Source organism: Streptomyces sp. NBC_01450, assembly GCF_036227505.1.
Lineage (GTDB): Bacteria > Actinomycetota > Actinomycetes > Streptomycetales > Streptomycetaceae > Streptomyces.
The window spans coordinates 10152193-10171209 of record NZ_CP109480.1 but is presented as its reverse complement, the minus strand read 5'-3'; the positions used below and the strand labels follow the sequence as shown (position 1 = coordinate 10171209).

Below are 19017 nucleotides of genomic sequence, written 5' to 3'. Positions count from 1 at the left end.
CGGTGCGGCACCTACTGGCATGCTGCACCCATGCCGACGCCCATGCAGCCACCCTCGTCCGCCGAAGCCTCCGTCACCTCGGCCAACGGCCTGCGCATACAGGCGCGTTCGGTCGGGCAGCGCATACACGGTGCGGGGAGTGTCCTGCACGACGTGTCCCTCGACCTCGCGCCCGGGCGGCTCACGGTGATCGCCGGGAGCAGCGGGGCGGGCAAGACGATCCTGTTGCAGACGCTCGCCGGGCTGCGCGCGCCGACGGAAGGGACCGTCCTGCACGACGGGACCCAACCGGGGCCACCCGGACCCGAGTTCGGATTCGTGCCGCAGGAGGACATCATCCACCGCGAGTTGCCGCTGCGCCGGACGCTGGTGTACGCGGCGGGTCTGCGCATGCCGCCGGGCACGACGCCCGAGGCCGTCGCCGCGAGCGTGGACCGGGTCCTGGAGGCTCTCGGTCTCTCCTCCCGGGCGGCGACGCCCGTGCACGCGCTGAGCGGCGGGGAGCGCAAACGGGCCAGTATCGCCGCCGAGTTGCTCACCCGCCCCAGGGTTCTCTTCCTCGACGAGCCCACCTCCGGGCTCGATCCGGTGACCGGCGCCGCCCTGCTGCGGACCCTGCGTGCGCTGGCCGAGGACGGCACCACCGTCGTCCTCACCACCCACACCCTCGCCGACCTGCTCCGCGGCGACCAGGTGGTGTTCCTCTCCCCCGGCGGCGAGGTCGCGTACGCCGGTGAACCGGGGGCGCTGTGCGGGGCGTTCGGGGTGGGCACGGTCGAGGAGGTGTACGAGGCGGTGGCGGAAGGAGTACGGGTCGAGCGCGCGGATCCGTCGGCGGTGGATATCGCCGGCACACCGTCAGGTCCCCCTCCTGTCCGGCGAGTTGGTGCCGTGCGGCAATGGGCGCTGCTCACCCGTCGCGGTACCGCGCTGCTGCTGCACAACCGGCTCTCCGTCGCCGTGCTCGCCGGTTCGCCGGTGATGATCGTGGCCATGTTCGCGGTGCTGTTCCGGGCGGGAGCATTCGATCGCGCGGCGCCGGACCCTGGATCGACCGCGATGATCATGTTCTGGATCGCGTTCGGGGCGTTCTTCTTCGGGCTGACGTACGGTCTGCTGCAGATCTGCACCGAGTTGCCCGTGCTGCGCCGGGAATGGCTGGCCGGGCTGCGGATCGGCCCCTACGTCGCGTCGAAGCTGACCACCATGCTGCCGGTGCTCGCGGTGGCCGACGTACTGCTGCTGGTGGTGCTGAGGGCGCTGGACCGGCTGCCGGCGGCCGGGTGGGGCACGTACGGTTCGCTGTTCGTCTCCAGCGTGCTGGCCTCGGCGGCGGCCCTCGCGCTGGGGCTGCTCGCCTCGGCCGCGGTGACGGAGCCGGGCCAGGCGACGCTGATGCTGCCGCTGCTGTGCTTCCCGCAGGTGCTGTTCTCGGGGGCGTTCGTACCGGTGCCGCGGATGACCGGCGCCGGGGAGGCGATCAGCTGGGCCATGACCAACCGGTGGGCGTTCGAGGCACTCGGCAGCGGGGTCGGTCTGGAATCGTTGTGGGGCACGGGCGCGTCGCCCCTGGGACCGCCGTTGCTTGACTCGTACGGGGACTCGTTCGGTCATCCGGCGAGCCGCGGCTGGTTGATCCTGGCGGGGTTCACCGTGCTGTTCCTGGCGGTGACGTGGGCGGTCCTGGTGCGCACGTGCCGACAGGGCGCGGTGCGGAGCCGGGCGGGACGCTGAGCGGCGGGCCCGGCGGCCCCTTCACGGGCCTTGCTCGACCGTCACCCCCGGCGGACCCTCAGCACCCCACCCGAGCCGCCAGCCCCGCCACCCCCGGCACCCGGTCGCGGTAGGTCTGTGTCACGAACGTCAGGAACGTCTCGATGTCCCTCGGCTGGGACGACACGCCCAGGGAGATGCGCACGGCACCCGCCGAGGGCAGCTGCAGCAGGCTCAAGTACTCCTCCATCGAACCGAGTTGCCTGCCCGCGGCCGAGCGCAGCCGACGCAGCGGGAGAGCGAACGCCGCCTCGCCGGCACCCGGGTTGCAGAAACAGCCGGTCCGCAGCGAGATGCCGCGCGCGGCGCTGTCACGGGTGACGACGCGTTCGTCGACGATCCGGCCGTCCGCCCCCAGCAGGTTCAGCGCGACCGTGCCGCCCCGGGCCGCCCCGGCGTCCAGAGGGCCGTACACGCGGACCATCGGGGAACCGTCGCTGTGGCACAACGTCCCAAGGCCGGCGAGCAGTCGGCCGGTGAGGGCGGCGATGTGGGCGTGCACCCGGTCCATGCCGAGGCGGTCGATCCACTCCAGCCCGGCGGTGACGTCCGGGACGGACAGGAAGTTCACCGTGCCGTCCTCGAAGGCCGCCTCGTCGTCCGCGAGGACGTGCCACTGCGCCTGGGCGCTGACCGCGTAGATCGTGCCACCGGAGAACCAGGGCCGGCGCAGCTTGGCGAGGGCCTCCCGGCGGGCGATCAGACTGCCGATGCCGGTGGGGTGGCCGAAGACCTTGTACCAGCTGACCACGGTGAAGTCCGGGTGGAAGCGGCCGAGGTCGAGCGGGTTCGTCGGCACGAAGGCGGCCGCGTCGAGCAGGACGTCGTAGCCGTGCTCCTGCGCCCGTGCGATCCACTCCAGCGGATGCTGGACACCGGTGAAGTTGCTCTGGGCCGGGTAGGCCAGCAGCCCGCGCGGCCCGGGGCCTCCCCTTCGGCTCAGGCGGCTCAGGTGGCGCCCGGGACCGCGTCCGCGCGCGCTGAGCGCCTCCCACAGCCGTTCCTCGTCGATCCGCAGGCCGGAGCCGCTCACCGGGACGTACGCTGTCGCGGCTCCCCTGGCTCGCGCGTACTCGCGCAGACCGTTGACCGAGTTGTGGTTGTCCAGCGACATCACCAGCCTGCGCCCGCGCGCGAACGGATACGCCTCGCCGACCAGGCGCAGCGCGCCCGTGGCGTTGGGCGTGAAGATCACGGCGTACTCGGCGGGATCGGCGTCGAAGTGCCGGAGCACGGCACGGCGGGCCTCGGCGAGCAGGAGTCCCGAGGCACGGGAGGCCGGGCTCTCGGAGTGCGGGTTGCCGAACAACCCGGTGGTGATGCGTTCGGCACTGCCCGTGACGAGCGAGCGCGGCGGGAGCCCCGCGCCCGTGTGGTCGAGGTAGGTGTGACCGCCCTCGTCGAGGTAGCCGAAGTCGCGCGTCCGTAACCCGGCGAAGCCGTCGACGCCCCCTTCGTCTCCGGTGGTGCCTATGTGGCCGCTGCTCCGCGCCTTGTCCATGAGTCCCCTCCGCCCGGCCGGTCCTTCACCAACGCCCTGAAACCGGCCCTCCGTGAAGCTTCAACAAAGGTATCCGTACGGACCGGGCCCTCCCCTGTGCCACGGCGACGAACAGTGATTGGGTGGGCCCGGCCATGCCGTTCGAACCGCAGGAGAATCCCGCAGTCATGAGCAACGCTTACACGTACGAGTACAAGGTCGTCACCTTCCGGGAGTCACTCATCGGCGACGCGCTGGACAGCGACAAGCTGGAGAAGGTTCTGAACAAGCACGCCGGGGACGGCTGGGCGCTCAAGGCGATCACGTCCGCCGACGTCAAGGGCCGCATAGGCCCCGGCGCGGTGGAGGGGCTGCTCCTGACCTTTGAGCGACCCCTGGGATAGGTCCGTTTATGCCCGCTTATGCACCTGTATGGTGCGCGGGAGGCCGCCGCGGGGGATGCTGGAACTGATGGGACAGCGGATCCGCAGGTGCTCCTGAGCCGTCGGAGGCCTTCCGGTGCGGAAGGCCTCCCCGGGCTGGGCGGATGTCGGTCGCCGGGCGTAGGCCACCGACACCCCGGAGTACTCGCGTCCAGCCGCTGCCGACCAGTGAGGTCAGGACGGTACAGCGATGAAGAGCGACGGAACACTCGCCCGTGCGGTTGTCTCCAGCCACTCGGTGTTCGGAGCGCCCTGCTGGGTCAGCCTGGCCACACGCGATCTGCAGGCCGCGCAGGATTTCTACCACGCCGTACTGGGCTGGGAGTGGCACGCGGGCAAATTGGGCAGGAAGTACCGGTTCGCACGGGTCAACGGGGTGCCGGTCGCGGGAGTCTCGGCGATGTCCGACTTCGGACCGGGAATGGCCACGTGGACCCCGTACTTCGCGGTGGCGAGTGCGGACGAGACGGTGTCCCGCAGCCAGGAGCGCGGGGGTACGACGGCGGTGGGGCCGATCTCGTTCCCGCCGGGGCGGGCGGCGCTGCTGGCCGACCGGGACGGAGCGGTGTTCGGCATCTGGGAGGGCGAGCTGGTGGCCGGCTGGGAGGAGTGGCGCCGCGCGGCACCGGTCTTCGTACGGCTGCACACCCGCGACGCCTTCGACGCCGCCATCTTCTACGCGGAGGTCCTGGAGTGGGCCTCCTCGGCCCCCGGGTCCTGCGAGGTCCACTACGAGGACAACGAGGTCGTACTGCGCAGCCGGGGCGACGTCGTGGCCCGTATCCACTCCGGCGCCGTCGGGGCGGCGCCCGACCCGACGATCCGGCCGCACTGGCAGATCCATTTCACCGTCGACGACGTGGAGGCCGCCGCCCGGGCCACGCGCGCCCACGGCGGCACGGCCCACCAGCAGGGCGTCGGCTCGACCGAGGCCATCCTGACCGACCCCGACGGAGCGCACTTCACCGTCACTTCCAAGGGCGCCGGGTAACTCATCCGCCGGGTATCCGATCTCCCAGGGCGCCGGACGGTTCACCGGCCCCTGGCCGCCAGCGCGTCCCCCAGCGCCGTGCGCTCGTAGAGGACGTACTGACCCTGTCGGTGCGACACCAGCAATCCGGCCTCGCGCAGCACCGAGAGGTGGGCCGAGACGGACGAGGGGGCCAGATCGTGGCGGTTCGCCAGGGTCGTGGTCGAGGCGGGGCCGTCGAGGCCGACGAGGACGGCGGCACGGTGGGGTCCGAGCAGCCGGGCCAGGGCTGCGGGCGCCTCGGCGGGAGCGGCCCCGGTCGGCGGGGCACCCGCGCCCCGGGCCGGATAGATCACCGTCGGCTGCCAGGGCCGGGCGAAGCCGCTCACCACGTCCGGCCGCACGAAGACGCTGGGCATCAGCAGCACACCCCGCCCGTCGGGCCCCTGCGCCTCCTTCAGGTCGGCGTACATGCGCAGGGTGAGGGTGTCGTCCGCCCACTCGACCTCCGGGTGCAGATCGCCGAAGAGCGCTTCGAGGCCGCCGTCCGCCAACTGCCGTGAGCGGTAGGCGATATCGGCCTCCAGAAGGGCCTGGTGGCGGGGCCAGTCCGGAGCGAGCAGCGCGTGCCAGGCCCGCTCGGTGAGGTCGGCGAGGCGTCGCACGGTGCCCGCCGGGTCCTCCAGCGCCGTACGGCCGTACGGCGTTGCGGCGGCGCCGGGTGTGCAGGCGAGCGAACGCGCCAGCTCCGTACGGGCCATGGCGGGATCGGTGGCGCGCATCAGGGCCAGCTCCTCGTCGAAGGAGGCGTTCGGCGTCCGCGGCGGAGGGCCCAGGAAGTCCGGGGTGTAGCCGCCCTTGCGCGGGATGAACAGCCACAGCTCCGACAGGTCCAGGCCCGCCAGGACATCGCGTACGCGGCGCAGCCAGTCGCGGTGGAAGGCGTGCCGGTCCGGGCGCCGCAGCATGCGCAGCGCCTCGTGCGTCTGGCAGAGCGGGGACACCGCGAACCGGCAGCGCGTCAGATCGTCGGTGCCAAGGTGCAGGGTCAGCGGCAAAACGGCCTCCGGGAAGCCTCGGCCGAGCCTGCGACGGGCTCACGGGGCTTTGGCTGAGCGATTCGGCTCCAGCCGAAAGAGTAGTGGGCCGCGCGAGGACGCCGCACGCTGGCCCGTGGCCGCGTCCGGCCACCCCTCACGCCCTCACCGCCCCTCAAACACACCGCTCGACAGACCGTCTCAACAAGCGCTTCAACAACACTTCGCAGAAAGGCTCGTGGATGGCGAGCGTACGTCTCACCGCCTGGCGCAGGGCCGCCGTCGTCGCCGCGCTCATGCTGGCCGCGTTCACCTTCAACACCACGGAGAATCTGCCCGTCGGGCTGCTCCCGCTCATCGCGGACGACCTGCGTGTGTCGCTCGCCTCCGTCGGACTGCTCGTCACCGGCTACGGCCTGACCGTGGCCGCCGTCTCGCTGCCCGTCGCGCACGTGACCCGGTCGATCCCGCGCCGCCATCTGCTGTCGGGCCTGCTGGGACTGCTCGTGCTGGCCAGCTGGATGTCGGCCCTGGACGGCCTGTCGTACGGATTCCTGCTCGCGGCACGGATCGCGACCGCGCTGGCCCAGGCGCTGTTCTGGGCGGTGATGGGCCCGGTCGCCGTGGGGTTGTACCCGCCCGAACGGCGCGGGCGGGTGATCGGGCTGCTGTCCGTCGGAGGCTCGCTCGCCACGGTGCTCGGGGTTCCGGCCGGTACCTGGCTGGGCGGACACGGCGGCTGGCGGGCGCCCTTCCTGGTGCTCGGGGCGCTCGGCCTCGTCGCGCTCGTCGCCGTCGCCGTCCTGCTGCCGACTTCGCGCCCCGAGGAAGGGCATGCGGCGTACGGGACGACTCCCGACACCCGCCGGTTCGCCGTGGTGCTGGCGACCACCGCGTTGTCGGTGACCGGCGCCTTCGCGGGATTCACGTACGTCGTCGCCTTCCTCGACGAGGTGAGCGGTTTCTCCAGGGATTCGGTGAGCGCCGTACTGCTGGCGTTCGGCGTGGCGGGCATCGCGGGCGTCTCGGCGGCCGGTCCGCTCCTCGACCGCTTCCCGCGCGGAACCCTGACGGTCCCCGTGGCGGCCCAGGCGGTGGCCCTGCTCGGCCTCTACCTGGGCGGTGGGCGCAGCCAGGCGGCGGCCGTCGCCCTGCTGATGCTGCTGGGCGCCTCCGTGGGCCCCGTCTTCATGGCCACGCAGAGTCAGGTCCTCCAAGTCGCGCCCGGGCGAACGGAGCTGGCCCTCGCCTCGAACTCGGCCGCCTTCAACGCGGGCGTCGCGGCGGGCGCGCTCACCGGGGGCGCGCTGCTCCACGTCGCCGGGGTGCGCGGGACGTTCCTGGTGGGCGGAGTGCTCACCCTCGGTGCCCTGGCCGTGCTGACCTGGCCCGCGACCGGCCGGTCGCGGACGAGGGCCGGCGGTCAGGACAGTGGTTCGGCGGTGGGCACCATCGGCGACTGGTAACCGCCGCTGGCCAGCATCCGCACTTCCCCCGCCGCGCTGATCTCGGCGCGGAGGATGCCGGTGGGGTCCGAGTACACCGGGTTCCCGCCCGGCCCGAAGGAGTCGGTCCGCTCGACCACCACCTCGTCGGTGATGACGCCGACGCCTGATTCCTGATGGGTGAAGACCAACCGGTAACGGTCCGGAGTGTGCATGACGACCTCCCGTACCCGAGACACGTCAGAGATACATATGCGGTCATATCGACCCACCTCCATGATGCGGCCGGAACAGCCCGACAGCATCACTCGCCGAGCGGCCCGCACCACGGGGTCCTGACCGGCCTCTGCCACACCACGTGATGCCCCTCGCCCCGGGGCGCCCGGCAGTGTAGACATAGGCACATGGTCCGACTCTTGGGTCGATCCCAGGCTCAGTCGACCCCTCGCCCAGGCGGTCCGCGCACGCGGCGCGGACCCGCGTCGGGATCCCGCTCAGCGCTGGGCGGGCGCAGTGTCGCGGGCCAGGTGTTCGTACTGCAAGTGGCGATCGTGCTGCTGCTGATCGTCTCCGCGGTGGTGGCGCTGGTGCTGCAGGTGCGGCACGACAGCACGCAGGAGGCCCGCAACCGTTCGCTGGCCGTCGCGGAGACGTTCGCCAACGCACCCGGCACCCGCGAGGCTCTGAGCAGCCCCCACCCCACGCTCGAGCTGCAGCCGCGGGCCGAGGCCGCCCGCAAGCGGTCCCACATGGACTTCATCGTCGTGATGAACACCGACGGGATCCGCTACACCCACCCCAAACAGGACCGGATCGGAAAGAAGTTCGTCGGGAACATCGCGCCCGTGCTGGCCGGCCAGTCCATCACCGAGGAGATCAACGGGACCATCGGGCCGCTGGTGCAGGCCACGGTTCCCATCAAGGCGCCCGACGGCAAGGTCGTGGGCATGGTGTCGGCCGGTATCACGACCGCCAGCGTGGGCGGAGCGGCGAACCGGCAGCTGCCCCTCCTGCTGGGTGCCGCGGCCGCGGCGCTCGCCCTGGCCACCGCCGGGACGGCGCTCGTGAGCCGGCGCCTGATGCGCCAGACGCACGGCCTGGGCCCGTACGAGATGACCCGGATGTACGAGCACCACGACGCGGTGCTGCACGCCGTACGGGAGGGAGTGATCATCGCCGGCGGCGAGGGACGGCTGCTGCTCGCCAACGACGAGGCCCAGCGCCTGCTCGATCTGCCTTCCGACGCCGAGGGCCGGCATGTCCTGGAACTGGGTCTCGAGGCGGACACCGCCGAGCTGCTGGCCTCGGGACGGGTGGCCACCGACGAGGTGCACCTGGTCGGGGACCGGCTGCTGGCCATCAACCAGCGGCCCACGGACCTCCAGGGCGGCCCGCCCGGCAGTGTCGCCACCCTGCGCGACTCGACCGAGCTGCGCGCGCTGTCCGGCCGGGCCGAGGTGGCCCGCGAGCGCCTCAAGCTCCTGTACGACATCGGGGTGGGCGTCGGTACCAGCCTGGACGTGACCCGCACCGCCGAGACGCTGGCGGAGGTGGCCGTTCCGCGGTTCGCGGACTTCGCGACCGTGGACCTGGCGGACGCCGTTCTGAACGGGCAGGAGCCCGACGGGGTCACCGAGCTGCGCCGTACCGCGAGCAGCGGAATCCGCGAGGACGCCCCGCTCTACCCGGTGGGCGAGAAGATCCGCTTCATCGCCTCCACCCCCCAGGCCCGGAGCCTGCGCACGGGCGAGGCCGTCGTCGAGCCCGACCTCGAAGAGGCCCCCGGCTGGCTCGCCCAGGACCTGGAACGCACGACGCAGGTCGTGGACTACGGCATCCACTCGCTGATCACCGTGCCCCTGCGGGTGGGCCCCCTGGTGATGGGCGTCGTCAACTTCTGGCGCGCCCAGAAGCCCGAGCCCTTCGACGAGGAGGAGCTGGCCCTCGCCGAGGAACTGGTCGCCCGTGCCGCCGTCTCCATCGACAACGCTCGCCGCTACACGCGCGAGCACACCATGGCCGTGACGCTGCAGCGCAGTCTGCTGCCGCGCAACCTCCCCGAGCAGAGCGCCCTGGACATCGCCTACCGCTACCTTCCGGCGCAGGCGGGAGTGGGCGGGGACTGGTTCGACGTGCTGCCGCTGTCCGGCACCCGGGTCGCGGTCGTCGTGGGCGATGTCGTCGGCCACGGACTGCACGCGGCGGCCACGATGGGACGTCTGCGAACCGCCGTCCACAACTTCTCCGCCCTGGACCTGCCGCCCGACGAGATCCTCGGGCTCCTCGACGAGCTGGTCGGCCGCATCGACCAGGACGAGGCGGCGGCGGACAGCAGCGCCGCGATCACCGGCGCCACCTGCCTGTACGCCGTCTACGACCCGGCCTCCCAGCTCTGCACCGTCGCCCGGGCCGGCCATCCGCCCCCGGCGCTGGTCCGGCCCGACGGCAGCGTGGAGTTCCCCGACGTGCCCGCCGGGCCCCCGCTGGGGCTCGGGGGTCTGCCGTTCGAGACGGCGGAGCTCAAGCTGGAGGAGGGCAGCCGCCTGGTGCTCTACACCGACGGGCTCGTCGAGAACCGGGAACGGGACATCGACGAGGGGCTCGAGCTCCTGCGCGCCGCCCTCGCGGGGACCGACCGGTCACCGGAGGACACCTGCCAGGCCGCCCTCGACGCCCTGCTCCCGGCCCGGCCGAGCGACGACATCGCCCTGATCGTCGCGGGCACCCGCGCGCTCGGCGGCGAGCACATCGCCGAGTGGGAGGTACCGTCCGAACCGGCGGCCGTCGGAGAGGTACGCGCCTCGGTCACCCGGCAGCTCGCGGAGTGGGGCCTGGACGACATGGCGTTCACCACCGAACTGATCCTCAGCGAACTGGTCACCAATGCGATCCGCTACGGGAGCGGCACCATCCAGGTCCGCGTGCTGCGTGACCGCAGTCTGATCTGCGAGGTCTCCGACAGCAGCAGCACCTCACCCCGCCTGCGGTACGCGGCCACCACGGACGAGGGCGGGCGCGGCCTGTTCCTCGTCGCCCAGCTCGCCGAGCGGTGGGGCACCCGCTACACCCAGGCCGGGAAGGTCATCTGGGCCGAACAACCGCTGTCCTGAGCGGCCCGCGGAAGGGCGCACGGCCTCGATCCGGTCCCCCGGCGCGACGAATTCCGTGGTTGCCGGTCCAATGGAGGGTGACGGGATATACCGGTACGACATGTGCCGTCGCGTCCACGGGGCCCTGCGGCGGTGCGATGGAGGTCCGCGATGCCCACTGCTCTCCGGCTGCTGCCCGCCCTCGCCCCCGACCATCGGGAACGACTGATGTCCCTGGCCCGGGAGGTCTCCTTCCCGGCGGACGGAAAGATCTTCGAGGCAGGGGGAACCGCGGACCGCTTCTGGGTGGTCCGCTCCGGAACGGTCTCCCTGTACCAAAAGGTCGTCGGGGAGCGACGCATTTCCGTGGCGACACTGGGTCCCGGCGATCTGCTCGGCTGGTCATGGCTGTTCCCGCCGCACCACTGGGACTTCGGCGCCGAGGCGTTCAGTCCTGTACGCGCGTACGAGTTCGATGCCGCGGAGGTGCGCACGCTCTGCGCGCAGGATCCGGCGCTGGAGTTGTCGCTGACCCGGACGATCGCCGCGATCCTCGCACACCGGCTGGAGACGACCCGGGCGGCCCTGATCGAGCACTACGCGCGCCACGGTGGTGGCGGCGTGCGCTGATGCGCGCGGCCGGGAGCCTGGCTGCGATAGGAATCTCACGTGAACCAGACTCCTGACCACAACGCGACTCCTGACGGCGAGGGAGCTCCCGGTCCCGGCAGGGCTACCGGGCCCGACGGTGCCCCCGGTCCCGACGGGGCGGCCGACTCCTTCGAGCTCCTGCCCGGTGCCCCCGACTCCCCCGTCATCCTGCACGTCCCGCACTCCTCGCGACGCATTCCGGCGCCGGTGCGCGCCGGCATCGGGCTCGACGACGCCGCGCTGGAGCGGGAGTTGGACCACATCACGGACGCGCACACCGCGGAGCTGGCCGCGGCCGCGGCGCGGGCGGCCGTGGTCACGCCGTGGCGGTTCGTGAACCGACTGTCCCGACTGGTGGTCGATCCCGAACGCTTTCCCGACGAACGGGAGGAGATGCTGTCCGTCGGGATGGGCGCCGTCTACACACGGACGACCCATCGCGCACCTCTGCGGTCCGCCGACATCGACCCGCGACCACTGATCGACCGCTACTTCCACCCGTACGCGGCCGCCATGACGGCGGCGGTGGCGGACCGGCTCGCCGTCGCCGGGCGGGCGGTGATCGTCGACGTCCACTCGTATCCGGCGGCCCGGATGCCGTACGAACTGCACGGCGACGGTCCGCGGCCGCAGGTCTGTCTGGGGACCGACTCCTTTCACACCCCACCCGAGCTGATCGCCCTCGCGGAGAAGGCGTTCGCGGGCCTGAGCGGCGTCGGGATCGACAGTCCGTTCTCCGGCGCGTACGTCCCGCTGCGCTACTACGAGAGGGATCCGCGGGTCACCGCCCTGATGGTGGAGATCCGACGGGACACGTACATGACCGAACCAGGAGGCCCCACGGGCCCGGGATTCTCGCGGCTCACCTCGGCGCTGACGGCTCTCGTCGACGCCATGGTCAGCGAGTGAAGCGCCAACAGGTCCGGCTGAGGCCCGAGTCCCTGGTTTCCTCTCCCGTGAAGTACTGACTGCGCGCGCGGACCCCCCTAGGGTCGGGATGAGCAATCGCTTGGCCACGAGCCCGGGGAGGGTACGGGATCATGCCGGTCGTCGACGCGTGGATGCAGCACCCCGCACTGCGCCACTCCAACCACGAGATGTTCGAGTCGCTGCGACGCTGGACCGGCATGAGGCTGCTGGAGGAGCCGCTTCCGGTGAAGGTCACGGTGGCGGCGCTGGCGGCGGCCGACGTGGAGGTCGGGCTGTCCGCGGCCTGGTACGGACCGCAGGGGCCCCTCATCGACAACGACGAGGTCGCCGAGTTCGTCGCGCGGTCCGAAGGGCGGCTGCGCGGGGTGGCGGGCGCGGACCTGACCAAGCCCGTCGCGGCCGTGCGGGAGCTGCGGCGGGCCGTCCAGGAGCTGGGCTTCGTGGCCCTCAGGATCGTGCCGTGGCTGTGGCAGCTGCCGCCCACCGACCGGCTCTACTACCCGCTGTACACCGCCTGCGTCGAGCTGGGCATCCCGTTCTGCACCCAGGTCGGACACACCGGACCGCTGCGCCCCTCCGAGAGGGGCCGGCCGATCCCGTACATCGACCAGGTCGCGCTGGACTTCCCCGAGCTGACCATCGTCTGCGGGCACATCGGCTACCCGTGGACCACGGAGATGATCTCGGTGGCCGACAAACACGCCAACGTCCACATCGACACCAGCGCCTACACCGCCCGCCGCTACCCGACCGAGCTGGTCGACTATCTGCGCGGGCGGGGACGGCGCAAGGTCCTCTTCGGCTCCAACTACCCCATGATCACACCGAGTCAGGCCCTCGAACACCTTCCTGACCTGCGTCTCGACGAGGAGACCACCGAGCTGTTCCTGTCGGGCAACGCCCGCCGTGTCTTCCGCCTCGGGGATCATTCATAGATGCTGGGTTCAGATACACGCTCGACCCCGAGGTGAGGGCAGCCCGTCGATGGCTTTGCAGATCAGCGCCACCAACCCGGAGCACCCCGCGCTCCTGCTCGAACTGCCCTGGCAGCTGCCGCTGGAGGAGTGGCCGGAGCACTACCTGGTCCCCCTGCCGCGCGGCATCTCACGCCACGTGGTGCGCTACGCCCGCGCCGGAACCGAGGTCGTGGCCGTCAAGGAGCTCGCCGAGCGGCCCGCCCTGCGCGAGTACGAGCTGCTGCGCAGCCTGGACCGGCTCTCCATCCCCGCCGTGGACCCGCTCGCCGTGGTCACCGGGCGCACCGACGGCGAGGGCGGACCGCTGGAGCCCGTCCTCATCACCCGGCACCTCGGCGGCTCGATGCCGTACCGGTCGATGTTCGAGACGACCATGCGGCCCGCCACCATGCACCGCCTGATGGACGCGCTGGCCGTGCTGCTGGTGCGGCTGCATCTGGCGGGGTTCGCATGGGGCGACTGCTCGCTGTCGAACACGCTGTTCAGGCGCGACGCCGGAGCGTACGCGGCGTATCTCGTCGACGCCGAGACCGGGGAGCTGCACCCGCAACTGAGCAGTGGGCAGCGGGAGTACGACCTCGATCTCGCCCGTGTCAACATCAGTGGGGAACTGCTGGACCTGGAGGCGTCCGGGGCCCTGCACCCCTCCGTCGACCCGATCGAGTTCGGCACGGAGATCTGCGCGCGCTACCAGAGCCTGTGGGAGGAGCTGACCCGCACGTCCGTCTACCCGGCGGGCAAGCACCACTACATCGACCGCCGGATCCGGCGCCTCAACGACCTCGGTTTCGATGTCGCCGAGATGCAGATCGCGCACTCCTCGAACGGGGACACGGTGACCTTCGTGCCCAAGGTCGTCGACGCGGGCCATCACCAGCGCCAGCTGCTGCGGCTGACCGGGCTCGACGCCGAGGAGAACCAGGCGCGCCGGCTCCTGAACGACCTGGAGAGCTGGATGGTCACCCAGGACGACTACGCGCCCGGCGACCCCCTGGCCGCCCGCCCGGAGGTCCTCGCCCACCGCTGGGTGCGGGACGTGTTCCGGCCGACCGTCCGGGCGGTGCCGCTGGACCTGCGCGGCTCCATGGACCCGGCGGAGATCTACCACGAGCTGCTCGAACACCGCTGGTACCTGTCCGAGCAGGCCCAGCACGACATCGGCCTGGACACCGCCGTGGAGGACTACGTCACCAACATTCTCCCCAAGACGCGGGAGTCCCTGCTGCCACCGGCCGAGGCCCCCACCGAGCCCGCGTGAGCGACCTGCTCCGGACAGTTCCTGAGCGGCGGCGAGCGATCGTACTTACGATTGAGCGTGTACCGGCCGTGCGGCGTACGCATCGGCCGGGACGACACTGATCCGCTCGGGGTGGGAGACGTATGGCACAGGCCGCCAGTACAGCGCGGACCGTCATTCTGACCGTGGATGACGATCCCGGGGTGTCGCGCGCCGTGGCGCGCGACCTCAGGCGCCGCTACGGCGAGTCGCACCGGATCGTGCGCGCGGAGTCCGGGGAGACCGCGCTCGACGCGCTCCGGGAGCTGAAGCTGCGGGGTGACCAGGTGGCGGTGATCCTCGCCGACTACCGGATGCCGCAGATGAACGGCATCGAGTTCCTGGAGCAGGCCCTCGACGTGTACCCGGGCGCGCGCCGGGTGCTGCTGACCGCGTACGCGGACACGAACGCGGCGATCGACGCGATCAACGTGATCGATCTGGACCACTATCTGCTCAAGCCGTGGGATCCGCCGGAGGAGAAGCTCTACCCGGTCCTCGACGATCTCCTGGACGCCTGGCGGACCAGCGACTTCCGGCCCGTGCCGACCTGCAAGGTGGTCGGACACCGGTGGTCGGCGCGCTCCTCGGACGTACGGGAGTTCCTGGCCCGCAACCAGGTGCCGTACCGCTGGTACTCGTCCGACACGCCGGAAGGGCAGCGGCTGCTGTCCGCCGCCGGCCAGGACGGGGAGCGGCTGCCGCTGGTGATCACACCGGACGGCACGCCACTGATCGAGCCCGCCGACCCGGATCTCGCGGCGAAGGTCGGGCTGGCCACGACGCCGACGTCGGAGTTCTACGACCTCGTCGTCATCGGCGGCGGTCCGGCCGGACTCGGAGCGGCCGTCTACGGGGCGTCCGAGGGGCTGCGGACCGTGCTCGTGGAGCGGTCGGCCACCGGCGGGCAGGCCGGGCAGAGCTCGCGCATCGAGAACTACCTCGGCTTCCCGGACGGGGTGTCCGGGGGCCAGCTCACCGACCGGGCGCGCCGGCAGGCGGCGAAGTTCGGCGCCGAGATCCTCACCGCGCGCGAGGTGACCGGCCTCGAGGTCACCGGAGCGTCCCGCACCATCCGCTTCTCGGACGGCTCGGCGATCTCCGCGCACGCGGTGATTCTGGCGACCGGTGTGTCGTACCGGCAGCTGGAGGCGCCCGGCCTGGCGGATCTCACCGGATGCGGGGTCTTCTACGGTTCGGCGCTGACCGAGGCGGCCGCGTGCCAGGGCCACGACGTCTACATCGTGGGCGGGGCGAACTCGGCCGGGCAGGCTGCCATGTACCTGTCGCGAGGCGCCAAGTCGGTCACCCTCCTCGTACGCGGGACGTCGTTGTCCGCCTCGATGTCGCACTATCTGATCCAGCAGATCGAGGAAGCGCCCAACATCTCGGTGCGGACCGGCACGGTCGTGGACTCGGCGCACGGCTCGGACCATCTGGAGCAGCTCACCCTGCGGGACGTGACGAGCGGGCACACCGAACTCGTCGACGCACAGTGGATGTTCGTGTTCATCGGCGCGGCCCCGCTCACCGACTGGCTGGAGGGAACGGTGGTGCGGGACGGACGCGGATTCATCCCGGCGGGGCCGGACATGACCCCCGACGGGCAGCCGCCCAAGGGCTGGGAGCTGGACCGGCCGCCCTACCACCTGGAGACCAACATTCCCGGCGTGTTCGTGGCCGGGGACGCGCGTGCCGAGTCCGCGAAGCGGGTCGCTTCCGCGGTCGGAGAGGGAGCCATGGCCGTCATGCTCGTCCACCGTTATCTGGAGCAGTCGTGAGCGGGCGGCCGATGCCGTGCGACATGGCGGAGCTCAGCACGCTGTTCCTCTTCGAGAAGCTGGACACGGACCAGCTGGAGCGGCTGTGCAGGGAAGGCCGGGTCGAGGAGTTCGACCCCGGTCCCGTCTACACCGAGGGCGAGCCGGCCACCTGCTTCTTCGTGCTCCTCGAAGGCACTCTCGTGATGTCACGCCGGGTCGGCGGCGACGACGTGGAGACCACGCGCAGCTCCCAGCGCGGGGTGTACGCGGGGGCCACCCAGGCCTATGTGGGCGGCCCGGATCGGGCGCGCTACATGGGCTCCGTCCGCGTCACGGTGCCCTCCCGGTTCTTCATCCTGCCTGCCGAGACCTTCTCCTCGATCATGCGGGACTGGTTCCCCATGGCCGTACATCTGCTGGAAGGGCTGTTCTACGGCACCCAGAACACCCAGCGGACCATCGGGCAGCGCGAACGACTGCTGGCACTCGGTTCGCTGTCGGCCGGGCTGACCCACGAGCTCAACAATCCGGCCGCGGCGGCGGTCCGGGCCACCTCCGCGCTGCGTGAGCGGGTCGCGAAGATGCGGCGGAAGCTCGGCGCGATCGCCGCGGGCCCGTTCGAGCGCGACACCCTGGAAACCCTCATGGAGGTCCAGGAGCGGACCGCCGAGCAGGTCGCCAAGGCCACGCCGCTGAGCCCGCTGGAGGCCTCCGACCGGGAGGACGCGCTCGCCGACTGGATGGACGACCACGACATCACGGGCGGCTGGCAGATCGCGCCGACGTTCGTGCAGGCGGGGCTCGACACGGACTGGCTGGACCAGGTCGCGGCGGACGTGGACGAGGAGACGCTCCAGGGCGCGGTCCACTGGCTGAACTACACCGTGGAGACCGAGCTCCTCATGAACGAGATCGAGGACTCCACGACCCGTATCTCGCACCTCGTGGAGGCGGCCAAGCAGTACTCGCAGCTGGACCGGGCGCCCTATCAGGTCGTCGACGTCCACGAACTGCTGGGCAGCACGCTGATGATGCTCTCCGGGAAGATCGGCTCCGGCGTCAAGCTCGTCAAGGAGTTCGACCGTACGCTGCCCAAGATCCCCGCATATCCGGGCGAGTTGAACCAGGTGTGGACGAACCTCATCGACAACGCCGTCTCGGCGATGGACGGCGAGGGGACCCTGACCGTGCGCACCGCGCTCGACCACGACGATCTGCTCGTCGAGTTCCGCGACACCGGTCCCGGGGTACCGCCCGAGATCCGCGACCGCATCTTCGACCCGTTCTTCACCACCAAGCCGGTGGGTGAGGGCACCGGGCTCGGTCTGGACATCTCGTGGCGGATCGTCGTCAACAAGCACCACGGGAGTCTTCAGGTGCAGTCCGTCCCGGGCGACACTCGCTTCCTGGTCCGCCTTCCCCTGACCGCCGCGGACACCGAAATACCCGAGGAGCCTTCATGACCCATCCCGCCGGAATCGACCCGAGCGTCCCGCCGAGCGGTACGGGGTGCGGGGACTGCGACGCTGTCGGCGGCTGGTGGTTCCATCTGCGTCGCTGTACGCAGTGCGGCCACATCGGCTGTTGCGACGATTCGCCCGCCAAGCACGCCACGGCGCACGCGCAGAGCACCGGCCATCCCATCATCCGCAGCTTCGAACCCGGCGAGTCCTGGTTCTGGAACTACGACACGTCCGAGATGTACGAGTCGGGCCCGGAACTCGCTCCCCCGGTGTGCCACCCCGAGGACCAGCCGGTACCGGGTCCTGCGGGGCGGGTACCGGCGAACTGGGCGGAAACGCTGCGCTGACCTGCCGCGAGGTCAGAGCACGGAGTTGCCGTACATCTCGCCGAGCGACTCGGCGAGGAGTTCGACGCGGGCGCCGTCGGGATCACGGAAGTAGAGCGAAGTACCGCTCTCCTCCTCGTAGTCGACCCCGGCGGCGCCGAGCCGTTCGCGCAGCCGTTGCCAGGTGGTGGGGTCGACCGAGATGGCCAGGTGGTGCAGTCCGCCGAGCACCTCGGCGTAGGGGCCGAGGTCGAGGCCGGGAAAGTCGAAGAAGGCCAGCAGATTGCCGTTGCCGACGTCGAAGAAGAAGTGGGTGGAACCCTTGTAGTCGCGGTTCTCGATCACCTCGGTGAGCGGGAACTCCAGGATGCCCTGGTAGAAGCGGACGGTCCGCTCGACGTCCGCGGAGAGCAGCGCCACGTGGTGCACTCCGCGCGCCGAACTGGCCGGCCGGTCCGAGGCCAGATGCGTGTCGCGGATGCGCGTACGTTCCGCCTCGATCGCCGCGAGGTCCAGGGGCTCAGGTGCACTCATGGGATACTCCGTCCGCCATTCAACCACTTTGTTCCCACTCTAGACCTCTCGGCCGTGCGTGGGCCACCGTTCGGCGTCGTCGGGGTCGCGGCTCGTCGGTGAGCGGGCCCGGTTCGATCAGACTCCGGCCGGTGGCGGTCACGGTTGGTTGACGGTCCAAGAGGGGGCGGAACGGATGGGGTTGGTGCGCGCACTGCCGCCGTTACCGAGGAATCGGCCGGCCTGGGCGGAGACGGCGCCGGCCGTGCCGGACGTACGGCGGTCACCGGCGCGGCGGGCGTCCCTGCCGCATCCGCGGACACAGGCACGGTTCGGCCTGGACCGACTGGACGAGGCGCTGGCGTGGACCGGGATGCGCGTGGCGGCGTACCGCCGTCCAGCGCCCACGCGCCGGGAGCGGGCGTCGGTGCGGCGTCCCCCTGGTGCGGGCGCGCGTGCTGGGCGAACTCACCTCCGGATTACGGGTCTTGAGCCGATACGAGGAGGCCCTGGCCGTCGGCCGGAAGGCGTGCGACGCGGCGGACCGCGTCCTCGCGCGCGCCTTCTTCGCCAGCACCGTCCCGATGAGCACACACACTTGAGAGCCACTGATCGCCACTGAGAGCCATTGGGTAGTCCGGTGACGCCCTCGATGCCCGCCATCGAGCGCAGGATCGGCCGCCCTTCGGACCACCCTTGACCAGCGAAGCCCACCATCACCGCTCCGATAGCATGCTCGAACTCACAACGAGTGCCCTGATCGCCCGCCCTTCACCGGAAAACCGTGCTATCCGGCATAAAGGGTGACCTATTCAACCAACATCTAACAAATCGGCCAAACACTTGATACCTAGAGCATCGCGGGTGTTTTCGCGAATAAA

General features: G+C 71.1%; 16 protein-coding genes. 12 read left to right on the top strand and 4 right to left on the bottom strand.

What is annotated here, in order from left to right:
* Positions 1-30 precede the first annotated feature (30 nt).
* Positions 31-1734 carry an ATP-binding cassette domain-containing protein gene (locus OG568_RS45380; RefSeq protein WP_329535811.1) on the top strand — a complete coding sequence of 568 codons (1704 nt, stop codon included), beginning with the start codon at positions 31-33 and terminating at the stop codon, positions 1732-1734.
* A gap of 58 nt (positions 1735-1792) precedes the next feature.
* Here OG568_RS45380 and OG568_RS45375 read toward each other — a convergent pair whose 3' ends face one another.
* Positions 1793-3274: an aminotransferase class V-fold PLP-dependent enzyme gene (locus tag OG568_RS45375; RefSeq protein ID WP_329535810.1), complete on the bottom strand. Its 1482-nt coding sequence runs from the start codon at positions 3272-3274 to the stop codon at positions 1793-1795.
* A gap of 167 nt (positions 3275-3441) precedes the next feature.
* On the opposite strand from OG568_RS45375, the gene OG568_RS45370 reads away from it, so the two are divergent.
* Complete coding sequence (locus tag OG568_RS45370) at positions 3442-3657, top strand: DUF4177 domain-containing protein (protein WP_060898994.1); 216 nt, start codon at positions 3442-3444, stop codon at positions 3655-3657.
* Positions 3658-3886: 229 nt separating this feature from the next.
* Positions 3887-4687, top strand: a complete 801-nt coding sequence (locus OG568_RS45365) for a VOC family protein (protein ID WP_329535809.1) — start codon at positions 3887-3889, stop codon at positions 4685-4687.
* Positions 4688-4728: 41 nt separating this feature from the next.
* On the opposite strand, the gene OG568_RS45360 is transcribed toward OG568_RS45365, so the two are convergent.
* Positions 4729-5724 carry an ArsR/SmtB family transcription factor gene (locus OG568_RS45360; protein ID WP_329535808.1) on the bottom strand — a complete coding sequence of 332 codons (996 nt, stop codon included), beginning with the start codon at positions 5722-5724 and terminating at the stop codon, positions 4729-4731.
* 221 nt (positions 5725-5945) lie between these two features.
* Between OG568_RS45360 and OG568_RS45355 the strand changes: the two genes are divergently transcribed.
* Positions 5946-7169, top strand: a complete 1224-nt coding sequence (locus tag OG568_RS45355; RefSeq protein ID WP_329535807.1) for an MFS transporter — start codon at positions 5946-5948, stop codon at positions 7167-7169.
* On the opposite strand, the gene OG568_RS45350 is transcribed toward OG568_RS45355, so the two are convergent.
* Positions 7127-7363, bottom strand: coding sequence for a DUF6296 family protein (locus tag OG568_RS45350; protein ID WP_266418540.1), 237 nt, complete (start codon positions 7361-7363; stop codon positions 7127-7129). The genes OG568_RS45355 and OG568_RS45350 overlap by 43 nt on opposite strands.
* A 189-nt stretch (positions 7364-7552) precedes the next feature.
* Here OG568_RS45350 and OG568_RS45345 point away from each other — a divergent pair, with 189 nt between their 5' ends.
* The 8 genes from OG568_RS45345 (at position 7553) to OG568_RS45310 (ending at position 17644) form a co-directional block, all read left to right on the top strand.
* Positions 7553-10258: a SpoIIE family protein phosphatase gene (locus OG568_RS45345; protein ID WP_329535806.1), complete on the top strand. Its 2706-nt coding sequence runs from the start codon at positions 7553-7555 to the stop codon at positions 10256-10258.
* A 150-nt stretch (positions 10259-10408) separates the two neighbouring features.
* Positions 10409-10867 carry a cyclic nucleotide-binding domain-containing protein gene (locus tag OG568_RS45340; RefSeq protein WP_266418536.1) on the top strand — a complete coding sequence of 153 codons (459 nt, stop codon included), beginning with the start codon at positions 10409-10411 and terminating at the stop codon, positions 10865-10867.
* A 159-nt stretch (positions 10868-11026) separates the two neighbouring features.
* Complete coding sequence (locus tag OG568_RS45335; RefSeq protein WP_329536620.1) at positions 11027-11797, top strand: N-formylglutamate amidohydrolase; 771 nt, start codon at positions 11027-11029, stop codon at positions 11795-11797.
* 131 nt (positions 11798-11928) lie between these two features.
* On the top strand, positions 11929-12753 hold the full coding sequence (locus OG568_RS45330; RefSeq protein WP_329535805.1) for an amidohydrolase family protein: 825 nt from the start codon (positions 11929-11931) through the stop codon (positions 12751-12753).
* A gap of 49 nt (positions 12754-12802) precedes the next feature.
* Positions 12803-14053, top strand: coding sequence for a DUF4032 domain-containing protein (locus OG568_RS45325; RefSeq protein WP_266579472.1), 1251 nt, complete (start codon positions 12803-12805; stop codon positions 14051-14053).
* 122 nt (positions 14054-14175) lie between these two features.
* Complete coding sequence (locus tag OG568_RS45320; RefSeq protein ID WP_329535804.1) at positions 14176-15852, top strand: FAD-dependent oxidoreductase; 1677 nt, start codon at positions 14176-14178, stop codon at positions 15850-15852.
* Positions 15849-17297, top strand: coding sequence for an ATP-binding protein (locus OG568_RS45315; protein WP_329535803.1), 1449 nt, complete (start codon positions 15849-15851; stop codon positions 17295-17297). Before OG568_RS45320 ends, OG568_RS45315 begins: the two co-directional genes overlap by 4 nt.
* Positions 17294-17644, top strand: coding sequence for a UBP-type zinc finger domain-containing protein (locus tag OG568_RS45310; protein ID WP_329372458.1), 351 nt, complete (start codon positions 17294-17296; stop codon positions 17642-17644). The genes OG568_RS45315 and OG568_RS45310 overlap by 4 nt, the downstream gene beginning before the upstream one ends.
* 12 nt (positions 17645-17656) lie before the next feature.
* Here OG568_RS45310 and OG568_RS45305 read toward each other — a convergent pair whose 3' ends face one another.
* Positions 17657-18157 carry a VOC family protein gene (locus tag OG568_RS45305; RefSeq protein ID WP_266418524.1) on the bottom strand — a complete coding sequence of 167 codons (501 nt, stop codon included), beginning with the start codon at positions 18155-18157 and terminating at the stop codon, positions 17657-17659.
* Positions 18158-19017 lie beyond the last annotated feature (860 nt).